At 62.9% G+C, this 20,242-nt stretch carries 16 protein-coding genes; 11 read left to right on the top strand and 5 right to left on the bottom strand.

Translation table 11 applies throughout. The features are described 5' to 3' along the window. The first annotated feature begins 105 nt into the window (after positions 1 to 105). From LGH70_RS03460 to LGH70_RS03425, 8 genes are all read left to right on the top strand, one after another. Positions 106 to 1,527 carry a toxin-antitoxin system YwqK family antitoxin gene (locus LGH70_RS03460; protein WP_226182744.1) on the top strand — a complete coding sequence of 474 codons (1,422 nt, stop codon included), beginning with the start codon at positions 106 to 108 and terminating at the stop codon, positions 1,525 to 1,527. A 581-nt stretch (positions 1,528 to 2,108) separates the two neighbouring features. Continuing rightward, positions 2,109 to 2,498, top strand: a complete 390-nt coding sequence (locus LGH70_RS03455) for a carboxypeptidase regulatory-like domain-containing protein (protein WP_226182742.1) — start codon at positions 2,109 to 2,111, stop codon at positions 2,496 to 2,498. Between the two features lie 102 nt (positions 2,499 to 2,600). Next, positions 2,601 to 2,978 (top strand): hypothetical protein, encoded by a 378-nt coding sequence (locus LGH70_RS03450; protein WP_226182740.1) that lies wholly within the window; start codon positions 2,601 to 2,603, stop codon positions 2,976 to 2,978. A gap of 508 nt (positions 2,979 to 3,486) precedes the next feature. After that, entirely contained in the window at positions 3,487 to 5,946 is a 2,460-nt protein-coding gene (locus tag LGH70_RS03445; RefSeq protein WP_226182738.1) for a TonB-dependent receptor, read from the top strand. A gap of 107 nt (positions 5,947 to 6,053) precedes the next feature. Further along, positions 6,054 to 7,559 (top strand): serine hydrolase domain-containing protein, encoded by a 1,506-nt coding sequence (locus LGH70_RS03440; protein ID WP_226182736.1) that lies wholly within the window; start codon positions 6,054 to 6,056, stop codon positions 7,557 to 7,559. A 26-nt stretch (positions 7,560 to 7,585) separates the two neighbouring features. Beyond that, positions 7,586 to 8,785, top strand: coding sequence for a hypothetical protein (locus LGH70_RS03435; protein WP_226182734.1), 1,200 nt, complete (start codon positions 7,586 to 7,588; stop codon positions 8,783 to 8,785). Positions 8,786 to 8,917: 132 nt separating this feature from the next. Next, positions 8,918 to 9,586 carry a TIGR02117 family protein gene (locus tag LGH70_RS03430; protein ID WP_226182732.1) on the top strand — a complete coding sequence of 223 codons (669 nt, stop codon included), beginning with the start codon at positions 8,918 to 8,920 and terminating at the stop codon, positions 9,584 to 9,586. A gap of 120 nt (positions 9,587 to 9,706) precedes the next feature. Continuing rightward, entirely contained in the window at positions 9,707 to 10,069 is a 363-nt protein-coding gene (locus tag LGH70_RS03425; protein WP_226182730.1) for an STAS domain-containing protein, read from the top strand. 58 nt (positions 10,070 to 10,127) lie between these two features. Here LGH70_RS03425 and LGH70_RS03420 read toward each other — a convergent pair whose 3' ends face one another. The 3 genes from LGH70_RS03420 to LGH70_RS03410 all read right to left on the bottom strand — a co-directional run bounded on the left by LGH70_RS03420 (position 10,128) and on the right by LGH70_RS03410 (position 11,984). Next, entirely contained in the window at positions 10,128 to 10,508 is a 381-nt protein-coding gene (locus tag LGH70_RS03420) for a hypothetical protein (RefSeq protein ID WP_226182728.1), read from the bottom strand. Positions 10,509 to 10,623: 115 nt separating this feature from the next. Then, on the bottom strand, positions 10,624 to 11,001 hold the full coding sequence (locus tag LGH70_RS03415; RefSeq protein ID WP_226182726.1) for a hypothetical protein: 378 nt from the start codon (positions 10,999 to 11,001) through the stop codon (positions 10,624 to 10,626). 161 nt (positions 11,002 to 11,162) lie between these two features. Continuing rightward, positions 11,163 to 11,984, bottom strand: coding sequence for a helix-turn-helix domain-containing protein (locus LGH70_RS03410; protein ID WP_226182725.1), 822 nt, complete (start codon positions 11,982 to 11,984; stop codon positions 11,163 to 11,165). A 190-nt stretch (positions 11,985 to 12,174) separates the two neighbouring features. Between LGH70_RS03410 and hisS the strand changes: the two genes are divergently transcribed. The 3 genes from hisS (at position 12,175) to LGH70_RS23765 (ending at position 17,704) form a co-directional block, all read left to right on the top strand. Further along, a complete protein-coding gene (gene hisS, locus LGH70_RS03405; protein WP_226182723.1) occupies positions 12,175 to 13,593 on the top strand; it encodes a histidine--tRNA ligase in 1,419 nt (472 codons plus the stop codon). 390 nt (positions 13,594 to 13,983) lie between these two features. Next, complete coding sequence (hutH, locus tag LGH70_RS03400) at positions 13,984 to 15,483, top strand: histidine ammonia-lyase (protein WP_226182721.1); 1,500 nt, start codon at positions 13,984 to 13,986, stop codon at positions 15,481 to 15,483. Positions 15,484 to 15,733: 250 nt separating this feature from the next. Then, positions 15,734 to 17,704 carry a T9SS type B sorting domain-containing protein gene (locus LGH70_RS23765; protein ID WP_226182719.1) on the top strand — a complete coding sequence of 657 codons (1,971 nt, stop codon included), beginning with the start codon at positions 15,734 to 15,736 and terminating at the stop codon, positions 17,702 to 17,704. A gap of 271 nt (positions 17,705 to 17,975) precedes the next feature. Here the strand turns inward: LGH70_RS23765 and LGH70_RS03390 are convergent, their stop codons facing one another. Continuing rightward, on the bottom strand, positions 17,976 to 18,569 hold the full coding sequence (locus LGH70_RS03390) for a hypothetical protein (RefSeq protein ID WP_226182717.1): 594 nt from the start codon (positions 18,567 to 18,569) through the stop codon (positions 17,976 to 17,978). Positions 18,570 to 18,923: 354 nt separating this feature from the next. Beyond that, positions 18,924 to 20,075 (bottom strand): L-rhamnose/proton symporter RhaT, encoded by a 1,152-nt coding sequence (rhaT, locus tag LGH70_RS03385; protein WP_226182715.1) that lies wholly within the window; start codon positions 20,073 to 20,075, stop codon positions 18,924 to 18,926. Positions 20,076 to 20,242: the final 167 nt, after the last annotated feature.

The raw sequence follows: 20,242 nt of genomic DNA, 5'->3' as shown, positions 1-20,242 counted from the left end.
TGCTATTTCGCCGGGGCAAACTAAAGCGGAGTGGCTTGGCGTTTGCAGGCAGGGAGCGGGTACTGGTGTGGCCGCTCTGCTTTTCTTTTCTCCTTTTTGATGATCGTGACTTCCTTGTTTTCTCCCCGATTGTGGCTGCTGGCAGCGCTCGGGCTGGTTTCGACCCAGGCCGCGCAGGCCCAGAAGCTGCGGCGCCTGGTTTCTTACTTCGACTCGACCAACACCCAGAAGCGCGAGGTATACAGCGCCCTGGTAGCCGGCGACACGGTGCTGGAAGGCCCATACAAGCGTTTTTACCGCTCGGGCAAGCTGGAGGCTCAGACGCGCTACGCCGGCGGCAAGCGCGACAGCGCCTACGTCGAGTTTCACCCCAGCGGCAAGCGCCGCCTGGAGGTAACTTACAGCCAGGGCACGCGCCAGGGCCCGTTCAAGACGTATTATGAGTCGGGCAAGGTGGCCCAGGAAGGCTCCTACGACAACGACCAGCCCACCGGCACGCTGCGCTACTACCACCCCAGCGGCGAGGTGAAGCTGGAAACCACGCTCAATAATGGTCAACCAAGCGGCGCAGTGCGGGAGCTGTATGCCGATGGCAAGCCCAAGGCCGAAATCACCTACGAGAACGGGCAGGCCAACGGACCAGTGAAAACCTACTACCCGAACGGGCAGCTACAGAGCGAGGCCACTTTCAGCCGCGGCCTGCTGGCGGGCCCCTACAAAACCTACTACGACAACGGACAGGTAGAAACCGAAGTGCTGGCCGACCGCACCGGCCGGGGCTCCTACCGCAGCTACTACCGCTCGGGCAAGCTGCGCACCGAAGGCACCTACGTGGCCTCTAACCTGAGCGGCCGCGCTGTGAAAAACCCGCTCGGCGACGACCTGACCAAGCAGGCCCGCCAGATGACGGGCGGCACGGCCAACCTGGAGGGCCCGGCCAAAGCCTACTACGAGAGTGGGGCCATCAAAAGCAAGATGACCTACCGCAACGGCGTGCTCAACGGCCCGCAGCAGGATTTCTACGAGTCGGGCAAGCCGGAGCAAACCATCGAGTACTCCAACCAGGCCCGGGACCGGAAGATTACGCTGTACTACGAGGACGGCATGGCCAAGGGCGAGCAGCTGTACAAGAACGGCCAGCCCAGCGGTACCTGGCGCACATTCTTCCCCGGTGGCAAGCAGGTGCAGACCCAGGAAACGTACGTGAACGGCAAGCTGGGCGGTGAAAAGCTCACCTACTACGACAACGGCGCGGTGCAGAGCAAGCTGCTATATGAAAATGGGCGCCCCGTGGGCATTGGCCGGGAGTTTTACAGCTCAGGCAAGCTCAAGTCGGAAACGACCTACCTAAAGGGCGTGAAAGCGGGCAGCTTTAAGCAGCTGCGCGAGGATGGCACCACCGAAATCAGTGGAGCCTTCCGCAACAACCGTGAAACCGGCGTCTGGACCTACTTCGGCCCCGATGGCAAGACGGTGACCAAAAAAGTAACGTTCCGGAACGGCCAGGAGGTGAAGGCGGGCAAATAACCGCCTGATCTGGCGGCGCCACTAGCGCCCCACCCATTTTGAAGTCCCACCGCTGTGCCTGGCGCATAGTAGTGGGGCTTCTTTTTTTAATTACCCAAACATCTATATAACAGATAGTTAATTACCGAATACCATATATTCAATAAAAATAATTTAGACCATAGGCAGCCCTTTGCTTCTCGCCCACATCTTATGGATGTGATGCAGGCAATAGTACATGGTGGGACGGGCAAACTCCAATTAAGGCTTTGTTTTCCCTTGTAAGTGCAAGGATTTTCACTCAAATGAAAATAAATTTTAAAACTACCTTGCATCACATAGTACCATATGTTACCTTTGTCATGTTCTTCCGCTCTGCCTAACGGGAAAAGGCCCACAAGCCGGACCCCAACTTACCACCAGGCAGCGTAGCCCCACTCTACCGGGGCCCTGACCCACAGCACGTTGCATAGGCAGCGTCCCGCTGGGCTTGAGCATCTCATCTTTCTGCATTTGCCGGCTACTCCTCCGGAACAGATCCGCGGCTGCCTGGACGCGCCCTGGCTGGCCTTTGCCCCAACTTTCCCTTTTCACTTCCTGCCATGAACTCCTCCGTCTTCTTCCGTTCCTTTGCTGCCCTCTCATTTGCCGCCCTACTGATTTCGGGCGTAGAAAGCTCCGAGCCCACTGCCCAGCACGGCACCCTGACCGGCGTTTTGCGGGACGCTGACACCCACGAGCCGATACCCGGCACCAACGTCGTACTGGTTAGTAGTCGTGGTAACACCTTGATTCGCAGCGCCCAAACCCGCGCCGATGGTACCTTCTGCCTGAAAGACGTGCCCTTTGGCAGCTACACGCTCCGCACCACGGTACTGGGCTACCAGCCCAACCAGCCCGAGCTGACTTTCCGGCCTCAGAAAGCCAACGTGGCTTTGGGTACTATGAGTCTGCAGCCCCTGAATTCGCACATGCTGGCCTACAATAACTAGGCTTTACCAAGCTTTCCCGCCTGATTTTCCTTCTCATTTGCTTGTAGCCCCGGCGTTTGCCGGAGTGCTTTCTCTACAACTTCACTCTTCACTTTCTGCGCTATGAAAACTTCCCTGATTTCCCGTCTGAGCCTGCTGGCAGTTGCTTTTGGTTTCTCAATCACCGTGGCTAATGCCCAAACGTCCGTCTACACTGAGGATGGCAAGCAGCCCAACAGCGGCTACTGGTCCATTGAAACCGACCAGGCCCGCCGCGACTACAGCGTAGTCCGCTTCTACAACGCCCAGCACGAGAAAATCTACGAGGAGCGCCTGGATGAGCTGTGCCTGGACCCCAGCCGCGGTACCACCGCCTGCCGCCGCACGGCCCGCATGTTGAGCAATGCCCTGGTGCAGGTGCAGCGGACCCACAACAACTCCATGGTGTCGAACGGGCTGACCTTTCAGCGCCGCACCCAGCGGATCTACGCCGCTCGCTAGGCCGCAGCGCCTCCCGACTTGGGTACTGTTTGAGCTGGCGGCGGAGCCTTATACTTCGGGCTCCGCTGCCGCCTGAACATCCCTTCTCCTCGCCTGCTTACCCTTTTTCGGAGCAACCGGCCCCGAAACGTAATACCGACCCATTACCTACTTAGTTGTTTTTGAGGCGCTTACCATGAGCACCAGCCAAAAACAATTATTTTTTTATCAAGGTACCTTGCGTCACATAGTACCTTCTACTATATTTGTCTTAGAAATCACCGTACCTCTCTTCGCACCGGCTACCCTACCACGGCAGCAGGTCTCGCATCAGACCACCTCCGCTTTGCAGCGCTGTACCAGTCTCCAGAAGAATAGCTTCTGGCTGGCTTCCGAGGTGGCCCCGATACTTCGGCGAAGAAACCTTCTGCTCTTTATTTGAATGCCTGCGCAAAGGCACCCCAGCGGATCCGCGGCTGCTGGACTGGCCTGCCCTTGCCTCGTTTTTCCACTTCCTACTTCTCTCGCCATGACCTTCTCGTCTACTTTTTACCGGGCCCTGCGGTGCCTGGGGTTGCTTCTTACGCTCTTACCGCTGGGCCTGCACGCCCAAAACGCTAGCCCGACCGCCGGTTCCGTATCGGGTGTTCTGCTCGACAAAACCACCAGCCAGCCCCTACCATTTGCCAACGTGGTAGTGCTGCGGGCCCAGGACTCGGCCTTTGTGCAAGGCGCCCAGACAGGCGAAAACGGCGCTTTCACCGTGGAAAAGGTAGCTCTGGGCTCTTACCTGGTGCGGGCCACGGTGCTGGGCTACAAGCCGCTACGCCAGACTGTAGCCCTGACGGCCGCGACGCCGAACGCCCAATTGGGCTCCCTGAAGCTGGTTTCGACGGCCACGCAGCTGGCCGGCGTGACGGTGCAGGGTGAGCGGGCCGCCGTGGTCGATAACCTGGATAAGAAGGTGATAAACGTGGAGAAGGACCTGACGAGCGTAGGTGGTACGGCCGTGAACGTGCTTCAGAACGTGCCTTCCGTGTCGGTGGACCAGAACGGGACGGTGAGCATGCGCGGCAGCAGCAACATTACGGTGCTGATTGACGGCAAGCCCTCGGGGGCGTCCAATGGCGGCACCGGCACCCGCCTGGAGCAGATTCCGGCCAGCGCCATTGAAAAGGTGGAAGTCGTAACCAACCCTTCGGCCCGCTACGACGCGGCCGGCTCGGGTGGCGTCATCAACATCATCCTCAAAAAGCAGCGCAAAGACGGCTGGAACGGTCAGGCATTGGCTAACCTGGGCACGGGCGAGAAATACAACACCTCCCTGAGCCTGAACCGCCGCCGCGGCAACGTGAACCTGTTTGGCAGCTACAACGCCCGCGACGACCGGTACCAGAGCCGTAATACCATCGACCAGACGGCCGTGGTGGAAAACAAGACCATCATCATCGACCAGGACGGCCGGGGTCAGCGCCACAACGCCTCGCACGACGGCCGCCTGGGCCTCGACTACACCATCAGCCCCGAGCAAACCCTAACCCTGACGGCTGAGCCCCGCATCAACACGGGCCTGAACCGCAACACCCAGCAATCAGTCCTGAACGGCCAGGCCCAGCAGAACAACCAGCGCGTGACCGAAGACGTGAAGACCTTGGATGTATCGTCGGACTACCGGCGCACCTGGGCCGCGCACAAGGGCCGGGAAATGACGGCCAACCTGGGCTACACCAACCTGTGGGCCAACGTGATAATCGGGCAGCAGCTGACGACCGCCGCCGGGGCTCAGCCCGAGTGGAAGCAGGACCTGGGCGTGCGCCTGCACGCCGTGTACGGCCAGCTCGACTACACCCACCCGCTCGACTCGACCAGCCGCGTGGATGTGGGCTACAAAGGCCAGTGGCAGACCAACGACGGTACCGACGACTTTCTGCTGCAGAACATGGAGCGCCCCACCGAGTACGGCCGCCTGGACAACCGCTCGGTAGCCTACAACTTCCAGGAAGACATGCACGCCGGCTACGCCACCTACCAGCTGCAGCGTGGCCCCTGGAGCTACCAGGGCGGCGTGCGGGCCGAGTACACCCGCACCCAGGGCAACGTGAAAGGCGGCCAGGGTGCCTTCAACCTGAACTACCTTAACCTGTTTCCCTCGGCCACGGTGGTGCGCACCCTGCCCGGCGACCAGCGCCTGCAGCTCAGCTACGCCCGCCGCCTGAACCGCCCCAACTTTATGCAGCTGCTGGCTTTTCCGCTTTACCAGGACCAGCGCAACTACCGCCTCGGCGACCCCAGCCTGCGCCCCGAGTACATCAACGCCTTTGAGCTGGGCCACCAGGTATCGATGGGCGGTGCCAGCCTGAGCAGCACGCTGTTTTACCGCCAGACCACCAACGCCATTCAGCGCATCCGGCAGGTCGACAACGAAGCCACGGCCCTGAACCCGGAAGTGGGCGTCATTACCAAGGAATACTACCAGAACTTCGGCCAGAACGAAAGCTACGGCGCCGAACTCAGCCTGAACCAGCCTCTGGCTAAATGGTGGCGCCTGACGGCCAGCGGCTCGTTGTTCCGCAACAAGGTCACGGCCCTGGCCAACACCGAAGCCAGCCGCAGCAACCTGAGCGGCACGGCCCGCCTGATGAACAGCTTTACGCCCACCGCCAAGCTCGACGTGCAGCTAACCGGCACCTACCGCGCCGCCGTCATCACGACCCAGGGCCGGCTGCTGCCCCAGGGCGGCGTGGATGTGGCCCTGCGCCACAAGCTGTTCCAGGACCGCGCCGCCCTCACGCTGCGGGTGAGCGACATCTTCAACACCCAGCGCCAGCGCATCGAAGCCTTCGGCGACAATGGCTTCCGGGCCACCTACGTGAACAAGTATGAGTCGCGGGTGGGCTACGTGGGCTTCAGCTGGTACTTCGGCTCGAACAAGCCCCCGAAAAAGATTGAAGCCGCGCCCCAGGGCGGTGGCGGTGGGTTCGGCGGCTAAGCTTCCGACCTCAGCAAAGCGGTTCCCTAGTAGTTGACTGGGAACCGCTTTTTTCAACCTCCTGGCGCAGCACTGCCTTTCTCCGTTCCTGCCAACTCACCACCGTTATGAAAAAATCTACTGTACTGGCCGGCCTCTGCGCGGCGTTCTGCCTGACTATGGGCACGGGCACGGCTCACGCCACCAACTCCCGGCCGGCCGCCACTACCATCAGCACCCCCGACAGCGTGGACCGGTTTCTGGCCGCCAAAATGCAGCAGCTGCGCATTCCCGGCCTGCAGCTGGCCGTTATTCACCACGGCAAGATTGTGAAGCTCCAGAGCTACGGGCTGGCCAACGTGCAGGACTCGGTGCCGGTCACGAGCCGGACGGTTTTCCCGCTCAACTCCATCACCAAGGCCTTTACCGGCGTGGCCGTACTGCAGCTGGTGGAAGCCGGCAAGCTGAAGCTGACCGACCCTATCGGGCAGTACCTGCCGGGCCTGCCGGCCGCCTGGCACCCCGTTACCATCCGGCAGCTGCTGGCCCACAGCTCGGGCATTCCCAACATCCTGCCCGACGATGAGCAGGTAAGTGAAAACGAGCAGCAAAAGGCCTGGGCGGCTATTCAGGCGCAGCCTATGGACTTTAAGCCCGGGGAGAAGTTCAGCTACAACCAAACCAACTACCTGCTGCTCGGCAAGCTTATCGACCAGCTCAGCGGCCAGCCGTTTACCCAGGTCATCGAGCAAAAGCAGCTGTGGGCCGTGGGCATGCCGCACAGCAAATTTGGCGACGCCCACAGCGTAACGGCCCACGCGGCCCGCGGCTACAGCTTCCTGCACGCCGTGGATGGGGAGCTGCGCCGGGGCAAGGAGCTGCGCAACGTATTTGAGGTATTCGCGCCCCTGCTCTACACCGCGGCCGGCCTCAACTCCACCGCCGCCGACATGGCCCAGTGGGTACTGGCCCTGCAACAGGGCAAGCTGCTGCGGCCCGCCAGCCTGAGCACGCTCTGGACGCCGGTGCTGCTCAATAACGGCCAGACCGCCGGCTTCAGTCGGCAGCTCAATGGCTACGCCGCGGGCTGGCCAACGGTGGGCCGGGCCGAGCACCGCGCCGTGGCGGCCGTGGGTGGGGGCCGCTCAGCCGTCTTCGTGTACCCTGAGGACGACTTGGCCGTGGTGGTGCTCACCAACTTGCTTGGCGCCAACCCCGACCGGTTTGTGGATGAAATTGCCAGCTTTTATGTGCGCGACATGCGCTTAGCGGCTGGTTTTGGTCTGCCCCCCCAGCTGCGCACTTTGCACAACGAGCTGCGCCAGCGCGGCTTTGAAAACGCCCTGCCCCTGGTGCGGCAGCAGCAAAAGCAGAATGCCGCCTATAAGTTGCCCGAAGATGCCGTGAATGCCTGGGGCTACTCACTACTGCGCCAGCAGCAGGCCCAGCAGGCCCTGGAGATTTTCAAGCTGAACGTGAGCCTCTACCCCACCAGCGCCAACGCCTACGACAGTCTGGCCGAAACCTACCAGGAAATGGGCAACAAAGTACTGGCCGTAAAAAACTACCGCCAGGTTCTCAAGCTGGACCCCAGCAGCCGCAACGCCGCCGAGCAGCTGAAAAAGCTTCAGTAAACACTTACCCGTAGCTTTTCTACCCTATGCGTCGCCTATTATCCGCTGCCTTCCTGTTGGCCCTCCTGTTGACCGCACCCCTGGCACGGGCCCAGACCCAGCCGCCCCAGACCTACGACCAGTTGCTGGAAGGCGCCGCCCGCCAGCTGGGTCAAAAAAACTACTGCGCGGCTACCGCTGCCTTCGCCCAGGCCTTTGCCGACAGCACCCGCGTGGGCCCCTTCGACCTGTATGCCGGGGCCGGCGCCGCCGCCAACTGTCCCGGCCAGCAGCCCCAGGCCCTGCGCTGGCTGCGGCAGCTGACCCGGCAGCCGAACCTGCCTATTACGACCCGCGACGTCGACCAGATGGCCCAGGAGGCCAGCCTGAGCAGCCTGCACGGCTTTGCGGAGTGGCCACGCTTCCTAGCTAGTCTGCGTCAAACCGCCGCCCGACGCGCCGCCGAAGCGCACCAGGCCGCCGCCGAGTGGCAGCAGGCGGCACTGGGGCAGGCGCTGTCGGCTCCGGCCAAAACCGGCACTTTTGCGACGGCCCGGCCCGGCTTTGCCCTCTACTATGCCCCCGTCGATACGGTGCGGGTGCCCTATCTGGTGTACGTACCCGCAACTTACCAGCCAAGCCGCCCCACGGCTCTGCTGGTGTATCTGCACGGCGGCATTAGCAGCACTCCACAGTTTCGGGCCGCCGACCCTGGCGTGACGCAGGAGCCAATTTTTGCCGCCGCGGCCGAGCAGAATGCATTAGTGCTCTACCCTTTCGGCCGCCAGTCGTTTGGCTGGTTGGAGCAGCGGGCCGCTTTGGAAAACGTGCGTCGCATGGTGGAGCAGGTGCGGCAGCGCTACCACATCGACGGCCGCCGCGTGTACCTGGGTGGCATGTCGAACGGGGGCACGGCGGCCTTCTGGTACGCCTGCCAGTCGCCGGCCGGCTTTGCGGGGTTCTATGCGCTGTCGGCCCGGCCAATCAGCCAGCTCGGCCCCCTAAATTTCAAGCAACTGGGCCACGGCGCCCCGCTCTATTCGCTGCACGCCCAGGACGACGACATGGTGAGTTACCAGGATGTGCGGGCCGTGTATGAGCGGCAGCAAGGGCAGGCCCGGCAGTGGCACTTCCTCTCCCGGCCCACCGGTGGCCACAGCTTTCTGTACGGCCCCGACGGCCCCGCCGCCCTGCGGGCTTTGCTGACCGAGTTGCTGCAGCAGCCCGCCCTGGCGCCCACCAAGTAGAAGCACGGCAAACCGCAAGGGCAGCCCGGGAAAGTTGGAGAAAGCCGCCACAACGGAAGTTTTCCCCTACTTTCCCGGGCTGCCCCTTTTTGTGGCCCTACCCGGCCCGATTTCCCCCGTTAAACGAAGCGCATGTACGCGGCCCTGGCTTTTCTTCTGCTATTTTTTTCCGGCACCCGGTTGCCCCTGAACCGCCAGTTCCGGCCAGCACCGGGCGGGGTCCCGGTATTTGTGGTGTCCAACGGATTTCATACCGACATCGTGGTGCCCCTGCGTGAGCCCCGCACCGGCACCGACTGGCTCCGGCAGCTACACCAGCCCCAGCTCACGTCGCGCTTTGCCCACTACCAGTACGTGGCTTTCGGCTGGGGCAGTGAGCGGTTTTACCTCGCCTCCTACGGGGGCCGCATGCCGGGCATGGGCACCGTGCTTCGCGCCGTCGGGCCGGGCCGCACCCTTATGCACGTCGACTTCTACCAGCAGGCCCCGCAGCCGGGCCGGCGGGTGGTAGCCCTGCAGCTTTCGGCTGCTCAGTACCAGCGCCTAACCACCCTGCTGCAGGAATCTTTCGCCCCCGACAGCACCGGCGCTACTCAACTGCGCAACGCGGCCGGCTATACTCCCGACGACTTTTTCTTCCGGGCCCGGGGCCGCTACCACGCCCTGCGCACCTGCAACGACTGGACCGTGCGGACCCTGCGCCGCACCGGAGTGCGGGTGCCCCTGAAGTCGCCGCTGGCGGGGCCGGTGCTGCGGCAGCTGCGCCGCAGCCACCCGGCCGCTGAGCCTGCGGCTCCGTAACCCGCACTTTCTTCCCATTAGTCATAATTTCCTTGCTAAACGCCAAATCGGGGGCTTCGGGCACTCGTATGCGGATATGTCCGGCGACAGTCTTCGTTCGGACCCCACGCTACTGCTGCTATGCTTGATGTTCATCGGGAGGAATTGCCCAAAAGCTACTTATTGGTACTAGCACCCTCACGCAACGAAACCGACGAAACCAAGTTGACGCGGGCCCTGCACCGGGCCACCCGCAGCCCCAAGCAGGCCATCTGGGTGGATTGCAGCCTGCTCGACAACCTCTCGCCCGAGGCCATCGACCTGCTGCTGGCCTACGCCTACCACCTGCACTGCCAGGACCGCCGCCTGGTGCTGTGCCACGTGCCCGATACCGTGCGCCACCATTTCCTGGACCTGGATGCCGAGTCGCAGCCGCTGGTGGTCCCTTCGCTGCTGGATGCCGAAAGCCTGGGCAACAGCACCGCCCTGGGCCTGGCCTCCTAGCCCGGCAGCCACCAGCCGCATGGCAGGGCCAGTCCCGCAGGGTTTGGCCCCGGTATTTCTACCGAACCGCGTATGAGGTCCGGGGCACTTTGCGGTACAGGCCCAGGCCATTGGCGACCATCGAGTTAGCCCGATTCCGCTGCACGCTGGTAATAGAGGCACTCAGCATGCGGGCCGTGCGTCGGCAGGCCGCGGTACCCCGGCTGGGGTCCAGGCACAGCGCGTTCAGGCGCTCCTCGTAAATCATTTCGTGCTGGGGCGTGTAGAAGCGTACGATGCTGTAGTCGCGGCGGGCCGCGTTGGTTTCGATGCTCCAGTATCCGATGCCAGGCTGCTTGGCATCTTCAGTGTACACCTGAATTTGGGCGCTGGCGGTGGTTACGGATAATCCCAGCAGAAAAGTCAGCAGGCTGAGGCGGAAAACGGGGAAGTATTTCATGGCTCGAAAAGAAAAAATACTGGGGCAAGCCTCTAAATAGGCGTGAACAGGTGTGGGTAAACGAGGGAAGGAGCTGCGCCCAGAACAGTAGTAGTAACTGGCGCGGCTCCCAAGGTCAGCGGACGGCGTACACGCGCTGCACGCGGCGGTTCTGGCCAAACTGCTGGGCCAGCAGCGTGGGGTTTTGCTGGGGGGCGGCTGGGTTCAGCAGCACTTGCCGCAGGGCGCTGTTGAGCTGGTTGGCCGTGCGGCGGCACAGGCCCGAGCCGCTGCTCAAATCGAGGCACAGATTGTCGATGCGCTCCTCGTACACGAGCTGGTCCTGGTCGTTGTAGAAGCGGATGATGGTATAGTCGCGGGTAGTCAGGTTGGTTTCGACGTTCCAGTAGCCCTGGGACGGCACCGACCGGGGCGGCCGGGGGCCCGCAAAGGCCAGGGACGCTGGCAGCAGCAGGGCGGCCAGCAGGAAGCGGAAAATCAGGTTCGTTTTCATAGCGCAGTACAGAGGTTGGGGTAGAAAAAAGGCAAGGCGTAGCCAGGGAGCCTCTAGAGGCCCGGTTGCCGGCAGGAACCGGCCAATGCAGGAAGCGTGGGAGTGTAGGGGAAAGATACAGCGGCCTGGGGCCAAAGTATTGGACGAATACGACAGAGCCGCTACCGGGCCCAGAAAAACTGCGCGTACTCGTCGTAGTGGTGGAAATAGGCGGCCGGCGACTCGCCCGTAAACCGGTGAAACTCCCGGATGAAGTGGGCCTGGTCGTAATAGCCGCAGCGGTAGGCCACGTCCACCCAGTTGGCCTCCGGTTCCTCCTTCAGAATTTTGAACACGTGGCTGAAGCGGGCCAGCCGGGCGTAGAACTTGGGCGAGGTGCCCACTTTGGCCAGAAACTGCCGCTCCAGCTGCCGGTTGCTCAGGTTGGCCTCCGTGGCCAGAGCGTCGATACTGACCTGCCCGTGGTTATCAATAATTTGGGAGGCCACGAAGTCGACGGCGTTGAAGGCGGGCTGCACCTGGCGCAGGCGGGCCAGCAACAGCTCTTCGGCTGCCTGGTGGCGCTGGACGTGGGTTTCGGCCTCAGTCACGCGCTGGGTCAGCTCCTGGCTGAAGCTGCGGGCGGCGCAGGCCAGCGCCATCGTCTCGTTGGTGATTTCGGCCATGGGCACCCCAAACAAGTTGTAGAACCCGGTGGGCCGAAACCGCACCCCGAACACCCCGATCCGGCCGGTATGCCGGGTGTAGAGCCGCGGCGTGGTCACGCGGCCCAGCACCAGCCCGGCCTGAATGCTGCGCACCTCTTGCCCGTCGAAGGTGATGGTCTGGTACGGGTCGCCGAAGACGATGATGAGCGACTGAATGGTGGAGGGCAGCACCGCGTTGATCTGCGGGGCCTCGGGCGTAGCCGTACCTTCCCACACCCAGTAGTACTCCACAAAGTCGGTCAGCTGGGGGCAGGCTACTAGTTTTTGGATGCTCATGAGACGAAGCTAAAAAAGGCTGGCGCACCCACCGCTGCGCGCCACCCGCATTCCTAACTTTAAAGATACCACCGCTTGCCGCCCGGTCATTGGAAAAATACGACATCGGGCATCACATAAAATGGGGAGGCTGCCCGGCCGGGTTTGCGTAGCTTTGCCCCCGATTTCCGACTATCCGCATCCCCTTCTGATGAGCATCCAAAAGCCCAGCATCCCGCAAGGCACCCGCGACTTTGGCCCCGCCGTGGTGGCGCGCCGCAACTATATCTTCGGCATCATCCGCCGCACGTTCGAGAAATTCGGCTACGCCCCGCTCGAAACCCCGACCCTGGAAAACCTCTCGGTGCTGACCGGCAAGTACGGCGACGAGGGCGACCAGCTCTTGTTTAAAGTCCTGAACTCGGGCAACTTCCTCAAAAAGCAGAAGGGCGACAAAATCACGGAGCAGGTGACGGCCGAAGACCTGGAAGCCGGAGCCAAAGCCGTGCTGCCCAAGATTGCCGAAAAGGGCTTGCGCTACGACCTGACGGTGCCCTTCGCCCGCTACGTGGTCATGAACCGGGGCACGCTGACTTTCCCCTTCAAGCGCTACCAGATTCAGCCCGTATGGCGCGCCGACCGCCCCCAGCGCGGCCGCTACCGCGAGTTTTACCAGTGCGACGCCGACGTGGTAGGCACCGACTCGCTGCTCTGCGAGGCCGAAATCGTGCTGATGATGTGCGAGGTGCTGAACACGCTCGGCCTGACGGATTTCACCATCAAAACCAACCACCGCGGGGTGCTGCGCAATATCTATCAGGGGCTGGGCAGCGAGGCGCGGGAAACCGACCTGTTCGTGGCCATCGACAAGCTCGATAAGATCGGGCAAGACGGCGTGACTAAAGAGCTGCTGGAGCGCGGCTTCTCGGAGCAGGCCGCCGCGCAGCTGTTTGAGCTGCTGGCTGTGGAGGGCTCGTTTACCGAGAAGCTGGACAAGCTGCGCGCGGCCTTCGGCGCGGCCAGCGTACCGACGGATGCGGCCGACTCTTACAAGGGTTTGCAGGAGCTGGGCCAGGTCGTGGATTTCCTCACCGCCTTCGGCTTCGAGCAGTTCGACCACCTCGAATTCGACCCGACGCTGGCGCGGGGCCTCTCCTACTACACGGGCTGCATCTTCGAAATCAAGATCAACAACGTGAACATGGGCAGCGTGAGTGGTGGGGGCCGCTACGACAACCTAACCGGCGCTTTCGGGCTGCCGGGTGTGTCGGGCGTGGGCTTCAGCTTCGGCGTCGACCGGCTTTACGACTGCCTCGACGAGCTGAACCTGTTCCCGGAAAGCGCGGCCACTACCACGCGCTGCCTGGTCACGAACTTCGACGCGGAAACCATGCCCCTGCTGCTGCCCTTGCTGCGCGAGCTGCGGGCCGCCGGCGTGCCGAGCGAAATGTATCCGGAGAGCGGCAAGCTGGGCCGGCAGTTCAAGTACGCCGACGCCAAAGGCATTCCCTACGTGCTGGTTCAGGGCCCCGATGAGCGCGCCGCCGGCCAGTTTAAGCTCAAGGAGATGAAGACCGGCGAGGAAAAGACGCTGACGCTGGAGCAGGTGCTGGCGGCGCTGGCGGCATAGCCCGGCCGCTGCGCCAAACCTTTCCCAGGCCCCGCCAGGTTTTCCGGAGTGCCCATCACAGCCGTGGTGGGCACTCCGCACTTTTTACGGCCCCCTGTCACAGTCGTGACAAGCACCCTCTGCTTTTCCCGAAGGCCCGTCACAGTCGTGACAGGAAGGGTGCCGTTTTGGGAGCACCCACCACAGTTGTGACAGGTGCCCGGCGCTTTTACCGAGTGCCTGTCACGGCTGTAGGGCGCACCCGGCGGTTTTTCCGAGGGTCTTCGGCGCAGTTAGCGCAGCGGAGCGACTGGGCTGGGGGCCGAAGTAGAGCCCGCCACAGCCGTGACGGCGGTTCCAAAAGATTTCAGGAACTTGCGGGTCACCCCTTTTCCCTTTTTCACCACCCGCATGTCCGCCGACGTTTTTTACCTCGACCCTGGTACTCACCTCGACTTACCCACTCTGCGCCAGCTGCTGGCCACCCGCCAAACCGTGAAGCTGAGCCCCACCGCCACCCAGCGCATCGAGGCCTGCTACACTTATCTGCACAACCGCCTGGCGCAGTCCGATGCGCCGGTATATGGCATCAATACCGGCTTTGGGGCCCTCTGCAACACCGGCATTGCGCCCGAGGAGCGCCAGCAGCTGCAGGTAAACCTGATGATGTCGCACGCCTGCGGCACGGGCGAAGAGGTGCCGGCCGAGCTGGTCCGCCTCATGCTGCTGCTCAAGGCCCAGAGCCTGAGCTACGGCCACAGCGGCGTGCAGCTGGCTACCGTGCAGCGCCTGCTCGACTTCTACAACCGCGGTATTCTGCCGGTGGTGTACCAGCAGGGTTCCCTGGGGGCCAGCGGTGATTTGGCGCCGCTGGCTCACCTGTGTCTGCCCCTGGTGGGCCTGGGCGAGGTGAACTACGAAGGCTACCGCCTGCAGGCCGCCGATGCCATGCATTTGTTTAGCTGGCAGCCCATTGCCCTGGAAGCCAAGGAGGGCCTGGCCCTGCTGAACGGCACCCAGTTTATGCTGGCCTACGGCGTGCATAGCCTGCTGCGGGCCGAGCGCCTGGCCCAGGCCGCCGACGTCATCGGGGCCTTGTCGTTGGAAGCCTTCGACGGCCGCCCCGAGCCCTTCGACGCGCGCCTGCACAGGATCCGGCCCCACGCCGGGCAGCTGCGGGTAGCCGAGCGAATCCGGGAGTTTCTGGCCGGCAGCGAGCTGCAGCAGCAGGTGAAAACGGCCGTGCAGGACCCCTACTCCTTCCGCTGCCAGCCCCAAGTGCACGGCGCCTCCCGCGACGCGCTAACTTACGCGGCGCAGGTGTTCGAAACCGAGTGCAACGCCGTAACCGACAACCCCAACATCTTCCCCGACGACGACCTGATTCTCTCGGGCGGCAACTTCCACGGGCAGCCCCTGGCCCTGGCCCTCGACTTTATGGCCATTGCCGTGGCCGAGCTGGGCAGCATTTCGGAACGCCGCACTTACCAGCTCATTGGCGGGCAGCGCGGGTTGCCGCCCTTCCTGGTGGCCGAGCCGGGCTTGAATTCGGGCTTCATGATTCCGCAGTACACCGCCGCCGGCATCGTGAGCCAGAACAAGCAGCTCTGCACCCCGGCTTCGGTCGACAGCATCGTGAGCAGCAACGGGCAGGAAGACCACGTGAGCATGGGCGCCAACGCCGCCACCAAAGTGCGCCGGGTAGTCAACAATGTGGAGCAGATTCTGGGCATCGAGCTGATGAACGCCTGCCAGGCCCTGGCTTTCCGCCGCCCAGCCCGCACCTCGCCGGTGCTGGAGCAGGTGGTGGAAGCCTTCCGCGAGAAAGTGAAGTTCGTGAGCCGGGACCGGGTGCTCTACCCCGACCTGCACGCCGCCGCCGCCTTCGTGCAGGGCTACGACTGGCCGTAGATAAACAGAACGTAATTCCAAACGACAGAAGGAATCTCACGGGCAATAGTAATTGTCCTGCTGAGCTTGGCGAAGCATCCCTACCGCAATGCTATTCCATTAGCAAAGCAACGAAGCGGTAGAGATGCTTCGCCAAGCTCAGCAGACGTTCTTGTACTGCTCAGCCAGCCGAAAACGTGCTATTCTTAGCTGAGTCCCTATTTTTAGCGCACTGAAAACGCAAATGCGGATGTCGTACGTTATGAAGCCTGTGAACCTCCTCCGCTTCTTTGCTTTCCTGCTGGTCCTGCTGCTGGCGGGCGTGGTCCCGGCCCGCGCCCAGTGCCTGGATGCTCTGCCCGCTAACTGCGGCCAGCCCTTCGAGGCCTTCGACGTGCAAACCGGCTTGCCGGTGCAGAGCTTCTGCGTGGGGCGGGCCGTGCGCATCACCATCACCTGCCCCGGCCGCGCCACCGTGGACCGCAACGCGCTGTACTACCAGTTTGTGCCCGGCGCCCTGACTACGGCTCCCTGCACGGGCTACACCAGCCGCACCAACACCTTCACGCCCACGCAGGCAGGGAAGATTACCGTGGCTGAAAATGCCCAGGCCGGAGCCGGGGCCGGCACCATTTTCCTGCGCGTGTTTGACGTGCAGGCCACGAACAAGCCCACGTTTCAGGTGGAGGCCTGCACGCCCGGCTTCGTGCGCGTCACCATCACCGACCAGGCCTACGACAGCTATACCGTGCGCATCAACGACGGCGTGGCCCAGCCGGTAGCCAAAGGTGCCGGCCCGCGCGTGTATGCCGTGCCCACTACCACGGGCAAAGTGGTGGTGAAGGGACTCTACGCGGGCGGGGGCCTGTGCGTGGGCGCCGACAGCACCACGTTCACTACCCTGGTCGCCGTGCCTTCGCCCCTTATCCGCCGCCTGGCGCTGACGGGCACCGAGGCGCAGGTTCAATTCGACCCACTGCCGGCCGGCTACCAGTACGTGCTGCAGCAGGCCGACGCCGGCAGCCCCAGCGGCTACCGGGACGTGCCCCAGGCGGTTTTCAGCGGTACCACGGCCACGCTCAGCGGCGTGACGGCCGCGGCCTGCTACCGCCTGCGCATTCAGGATGTGTGTGCCACGGCCACGCTGCCGGTTTCCCTGGCCGTGTGCGCCGTTTTTCTGACGGCCAGCTCCACCAACGGGCAGAACACGCTGGCTTTCACCGGCAGCGCGGGCAGCCTGGTCGTCCGGCGCGACGGGCAGACGTTGGCGACCCTGCCTGCGGGCAGCACCACCTATACTGATGCCGCCGTGACCTGCGGCGTGCGCTACTGCTACCAGGTGGAAGCCACCAGCGGCAGCGGGGCGGCCAGCACCCTGGTTGTTTCCAACCCGGCCTGCACGACCACCACGCCCAGCCCAGTGCTGCCCGTACCGCAAGTCGTGGCGACGTTCACGCCCACCAACCAAGTGGTGCTGACGGCCACGGTGCCCGGCTTAGCCGCGGGCGGGCGGGTGCGGTATCTGCGCCTGAACAGCCAGGGCAACCCCGTCGAAATAGCCCTTACGACCCGCCGCACCCAGCGCGACTCCCTGCTGACGTTCAGCCCCGGCAACGCGCCTTGTTACCAGGCCCAGTTCGTGGATGACTGCGGCAACAGCTCGGCCCTGAGTGCGCCCTTCTGCCCCATGGTGCTCGGGGCCAAAGCGGCCGACCTGAATGGCAACACCGCCCAGCTCGACTGGAGTGAGCTGCGCGGCCCAGACCCGGCCGGCAGCGTGCAGTATACCGTGCAGCTGCTCGACGCGGCTGGCACGGTGGTGGCCCAGCCAGCCGTCAACGCCCCCGGCCTCACCTTCCTGGACCAGACGCCGCCCGTCAGCCGGCAGGTGCTGCGCTACCGCATTGCCGCCACCAGCCCCAGCCTGAGCCAGCCCAGCTACTCCAACGTGTCCACCGTGGCCCGGGAGCTGCGGGCGGTGCTGCCCACGGCCTTCACCCCCAACGGCGACGGGCTGAACGACGTGCTGGAAGTCAAAGGCCGGTTTCTGTCGACGTACACGCTGACGGTGGTGGACCGCAACGGGCAGCAGGTGTTCCGCGGCACCGACCAAACCCAGGTCTGGAACGGGCGGGTGGGCAACGAGCAGCCGGTGCCGGGAGCCTACGTCTGGCGCTTCGAAACCGTGGACGAAACCGGCAAGCGCGTCGTGCAGCACGGCACCATCACCATTCTGCGCTAAGGGCACAAAGGCGAATCGTTGCGGTTCTACCCGTTCGAAAGCTGCCAACACTGGTGGGCTGTAGCCTACAGAAGTAAAGCAAAAGGCCCTTGCCGCGCGGCAAGGGCCTTTTGCTTTGATGATGCGACTCCTTCTCTGCTCTCTTACGAGTATCAGCGGCTGAGGGCGCACGTGGTCGTGGAGCAGCGGGCGGCAGGCGTAGAACTCCTTATTTTCCAGCGTAGGCCTGGGCGGCCTGGGTACTTTTGGCACACAGGGTTGCGGCCCGGACTTACTGCTGCGCCTTTACTTTCATATCGGTGAACTCCCCGAAGATGAGGATGTCGCACTTCTGGCCGATGGACACGGACAAGGGGTCATTCTCGCCGGGGGCCTTGATTTCGAAGCTACCGCTCACGAGCTGGCGCTTGGCATCGTAGGCCGTAATGGTAACGTGACCGGCCAGCTCGAGAGAAAAGTCGCTGAAGCGGAAAATCCGGACGCCCGAATTATCCTTCCGCCAGTAGGAATATGACGCAAAAACCGGGTCGGTGGGGCGCGGGCGGCAGCGCAGGGCGTAAGCTCCTACCCAGCCGCTTTTCAGCTGGACCCGCTCAATCTCAAAGTGGGGCGCATCGGGCCGGGCATCGAAATCGAAGGCCAGAACCTGCGAAAAAAGCCGGGCTTCGCCTTTGATATCCCTGGACGGATGCACGAGGCCGTCGCTGGTATTGGTGGCCGGATAATAGAAAGAATGGCCCATCGTGTACGTGGGCGTGGGGTCGGCCGGGGCCGGTTCTTCTTTGGCCTTGTCGGAGCAGGCCGTCAGCCCGCCGACCGGGGCCAACAGCACGGCGAATAATAGGGAACGAGTAAAAAGCTTCATAAGAAAAGATAAGATGAAAGCGGCCACCGCCACGGCCATTTAAAGGACTATACCAAAGGTAACCTTCTTACCCTGTGCCGGTAGTATCCAAGCCCGACTTTGCCAACAATCAGCAGCTACACTTCAGACAATCAGCATGAAGCGCACCGGCACCAGCCCGGAAAAGTATCTTGGGTAGCTGGTCCGCACACTTCGGGGCAGTGACCAGCTGCCCAACAGTATGGCCGGCGTCCCAGTAGCGGTGGCGCAGGCTCAGTTGCTCGGCCAACGCGCATTTTCCGGATGGCACCGGACACAAAAAAGAGCCTCACATACCGCGAGGCTCTTTTTGTGTCCGGTGCCACTGCTCAGCTCTTAGTTCTGCCTCGCGCCCTGTGCCACGGGGCTGCTGGCCTCCGCAGCCGTGGCAGCCACCGAAACCGCCGACGTTTCCGGGGCCTGCGCCTGGACCTCCACGGGGGCCGGTGCTTCCGAGCCCAGATAGTTGCCGTAGCCCACAATAACGGTGCTCAGCACCACGGCCAGAATGCCCAGGGACACGGTGCGCATCGTCAGGCGGTTGGCGCCCCGCCACTCGTGCAGGTACAGGCCCCAGAACGAGCTGAAGGCAATGATAAAGGCCATGTGCAGCGTCCAGCCCGAGAAGCGGTAGTCGCCCATCTGCGAGTCGCCCATGCCGTAGAAGAAAAACTGCAGGTACCACGTGAAGCCCGCCATAGCGCAGAACACGACGTTGCGCAGGGCCGGATACGTCGGATTCAGGTAGTCGGTGTAGGTCTTGTTCTTGAAGTTCAGATAGATGCACCACACGGCGTTGGTGGTCAGGCCGCCGAGCAGCACCACCACCAGAATAGCATTGTTGACGTAGAGCGGGTCGGTGCCGTTTTGCTGGGCCAGCTCGGCAATGGGCTGCCCGGCCGTGAGGCCAAACGACATGCAGGCACTCATTACGCCCGAAAAAATGGCCACCCCGATGCCTTTGCGCAGGTCAAACTCGGCCACGCCTTCCTTTTTCTGGTCGGCCGTCAGGTGCTTTTCCTTCATAATGCCGGCCAGCCCACAGATCAGAATACCCATTACGCACACCACCAGGCCCATCATAATCACCTGCCCGGAAGCCGACTGAATCAGGGCCGGGAAGGTGCCCAGCCAGAGCGGCGGCACCACCGTGCCAAACACGGCGCACAGCCCCAGCGTGACGGCCATGCCCAGCGAGAGGCCCAGGTAGCGCATGGCCAAGCCGAAGGTGAGCCCACCGAAGCCCCAGAGCACGCCCCACAGGTAGGTCCAGGCCAGGGTGGAGTTGTCGGCCTGGGCCAGCACGCCCAACAGGTTTTTCACCGTGAGGGAGCCCATGAGGAGCGGGGCAAACACCCAGCTCACGATGCCGCCCACCAGCCAGTAGCTTTCCCAGGACCAGCCTTTCACTTTCTTGTAGGGCAGGTAAAAGCTGCCGGAGGCGAAACCGCCCAATGCGTGTAGGATTACTCCCCAGATGACTGCCATAGTGGTAAATGTGGTGGGTTCAGGCAAAGCTGCTCTTCTGCCGGCACCCAACTATCCTGTGCTCTCCTGCCAAAAATAAAGGAACGGCTCACTCCTATTCATCCCAACTGTAAGCGGCGGCAAGTAACAATTATTTTATCCCGGAGCAGGAGAGTGCAGGATGTTGG

It is taken from the genome of Hymenobacter nitidus (assembly GCF_020447315.1).
Classification (GTDB): domain Bacteria; phylum Bacteroidota; class Bacteroidia; order Cytophagales; family Hymenobacteraceae; genus Hymenobacter; species Hymenobacter nitidus.
Note: the sequence above shows the minus strand (reverse complement) of the source record. Positions and strands in the feature narration are given on the sequence as shown.

What these genes read in the sequence shown, in the direction of transcription:
- LGH70_RS03440 (WP_226182736.1), top strand. Translation starts at nt 6,054, where the DNA reads ATGAAAAAATCTACTGTACTGGCCGGCCTCTGCGCGGCGTTCTGCCTG.
- LGH70_RS03450 (WP_226182740.1), top strand. Translation starts at nt 2,601, where the DNA reads ATGAAAACTTCCCTGATTTCCCGTCTGAGCCTGCTGGCAGTTGCTTTT.
- LGH70_RS03455 (WP_226182742.1), top strand. Translation starts at nt 2,109, where the DNA reads ATGAACTCCTCCGTCTTCTTCCGTTCCTTTGCTGCCCTCTCATTTGCC.
- LGH70_RS03420 (WP_226182728.1), bottom strand. Translation starts at nt 10,508, where the DNA reads ATGAAATACTTCCCCGTTTTCCGCCTCAGCCTGCTGACTTTTCTGCTG.
- LGH70_RS03390 (WP_226182717.1), bottom strand. Translation starts at nt 18,569, where the DNA reads ATGAAGCTTTTTACTCGTTCCCTATTATTCGCCGTGCTGTTGGCCCCG.
- hutH (WP_226182721.1), top strand. Translation starts at nt 13,984, where the DNA reads ATGTCCGCCGACGTTTTTTACCTCGACCCTGGTACTCACCTCGACTTA.
- LGH70_RS03445 (WP_226182738.1), top strand. Translation starts at nt 3,487, where the DNA reads ATGACCTTCTCGTCTACTTTTTACCGGGCCCTGCGGTGCCTGGGGTTG.
- rhaT (WP_226182715.1), bottom strand. Translation starts at nt 20,075, where the DNA reads ATGGCAGTCATCTGGGGAGTAATCCTACACGCATTGGGCGGTTTCGCC.
- LGH70_RS03430 (WP_226182732.1), top strand. Translation starts at nt 8,918, where the DNA reads ATGTACGCGGCCCTGGCTTTTCTTCTGCTATTTTTTTCCGGCACCCGG.
- LGH70_RS03425 (WP_226182730.1), top strand. Translation starts at nt 9,707, where the DNA reads ATGCTTGATGTTCATCGGGAGGAATTGCCCAAAAGCTACTTATTGGTA.
- LGH70_RS03410 (WP_226182725.1), bottom strand. Translation starts at nt 11,984, where the DNA reads ATGAGCATCCAAAAACTAGTAGCCTGCCCCCAGCTGACCGACTTTGTG.
- hisS (WP_226182723.1), top strand. Translation starts at nt 12,175, where the DNA reads ATGAGCATCCAAAAGCCCAGCATCCCGCAAGGCACCCGCGACTTTGGC.
- LGH70_RS03435 (WP_226182734.1), top strand. Translation starts at nt 7,586, where the DNA reads ATGCGTCGCCTATTATCCGCTGCCTTCCTGTTGGCCCTCCTGTTGACC.
- LGH70_RS03415 (WP_226182726.1), bottom strand. Translation starts at nt 11,001, where the DNA reads ATGAAAACGAACCTGATTTTCCGCTTCCTGCTGGCCGCCCTGCTGCTG.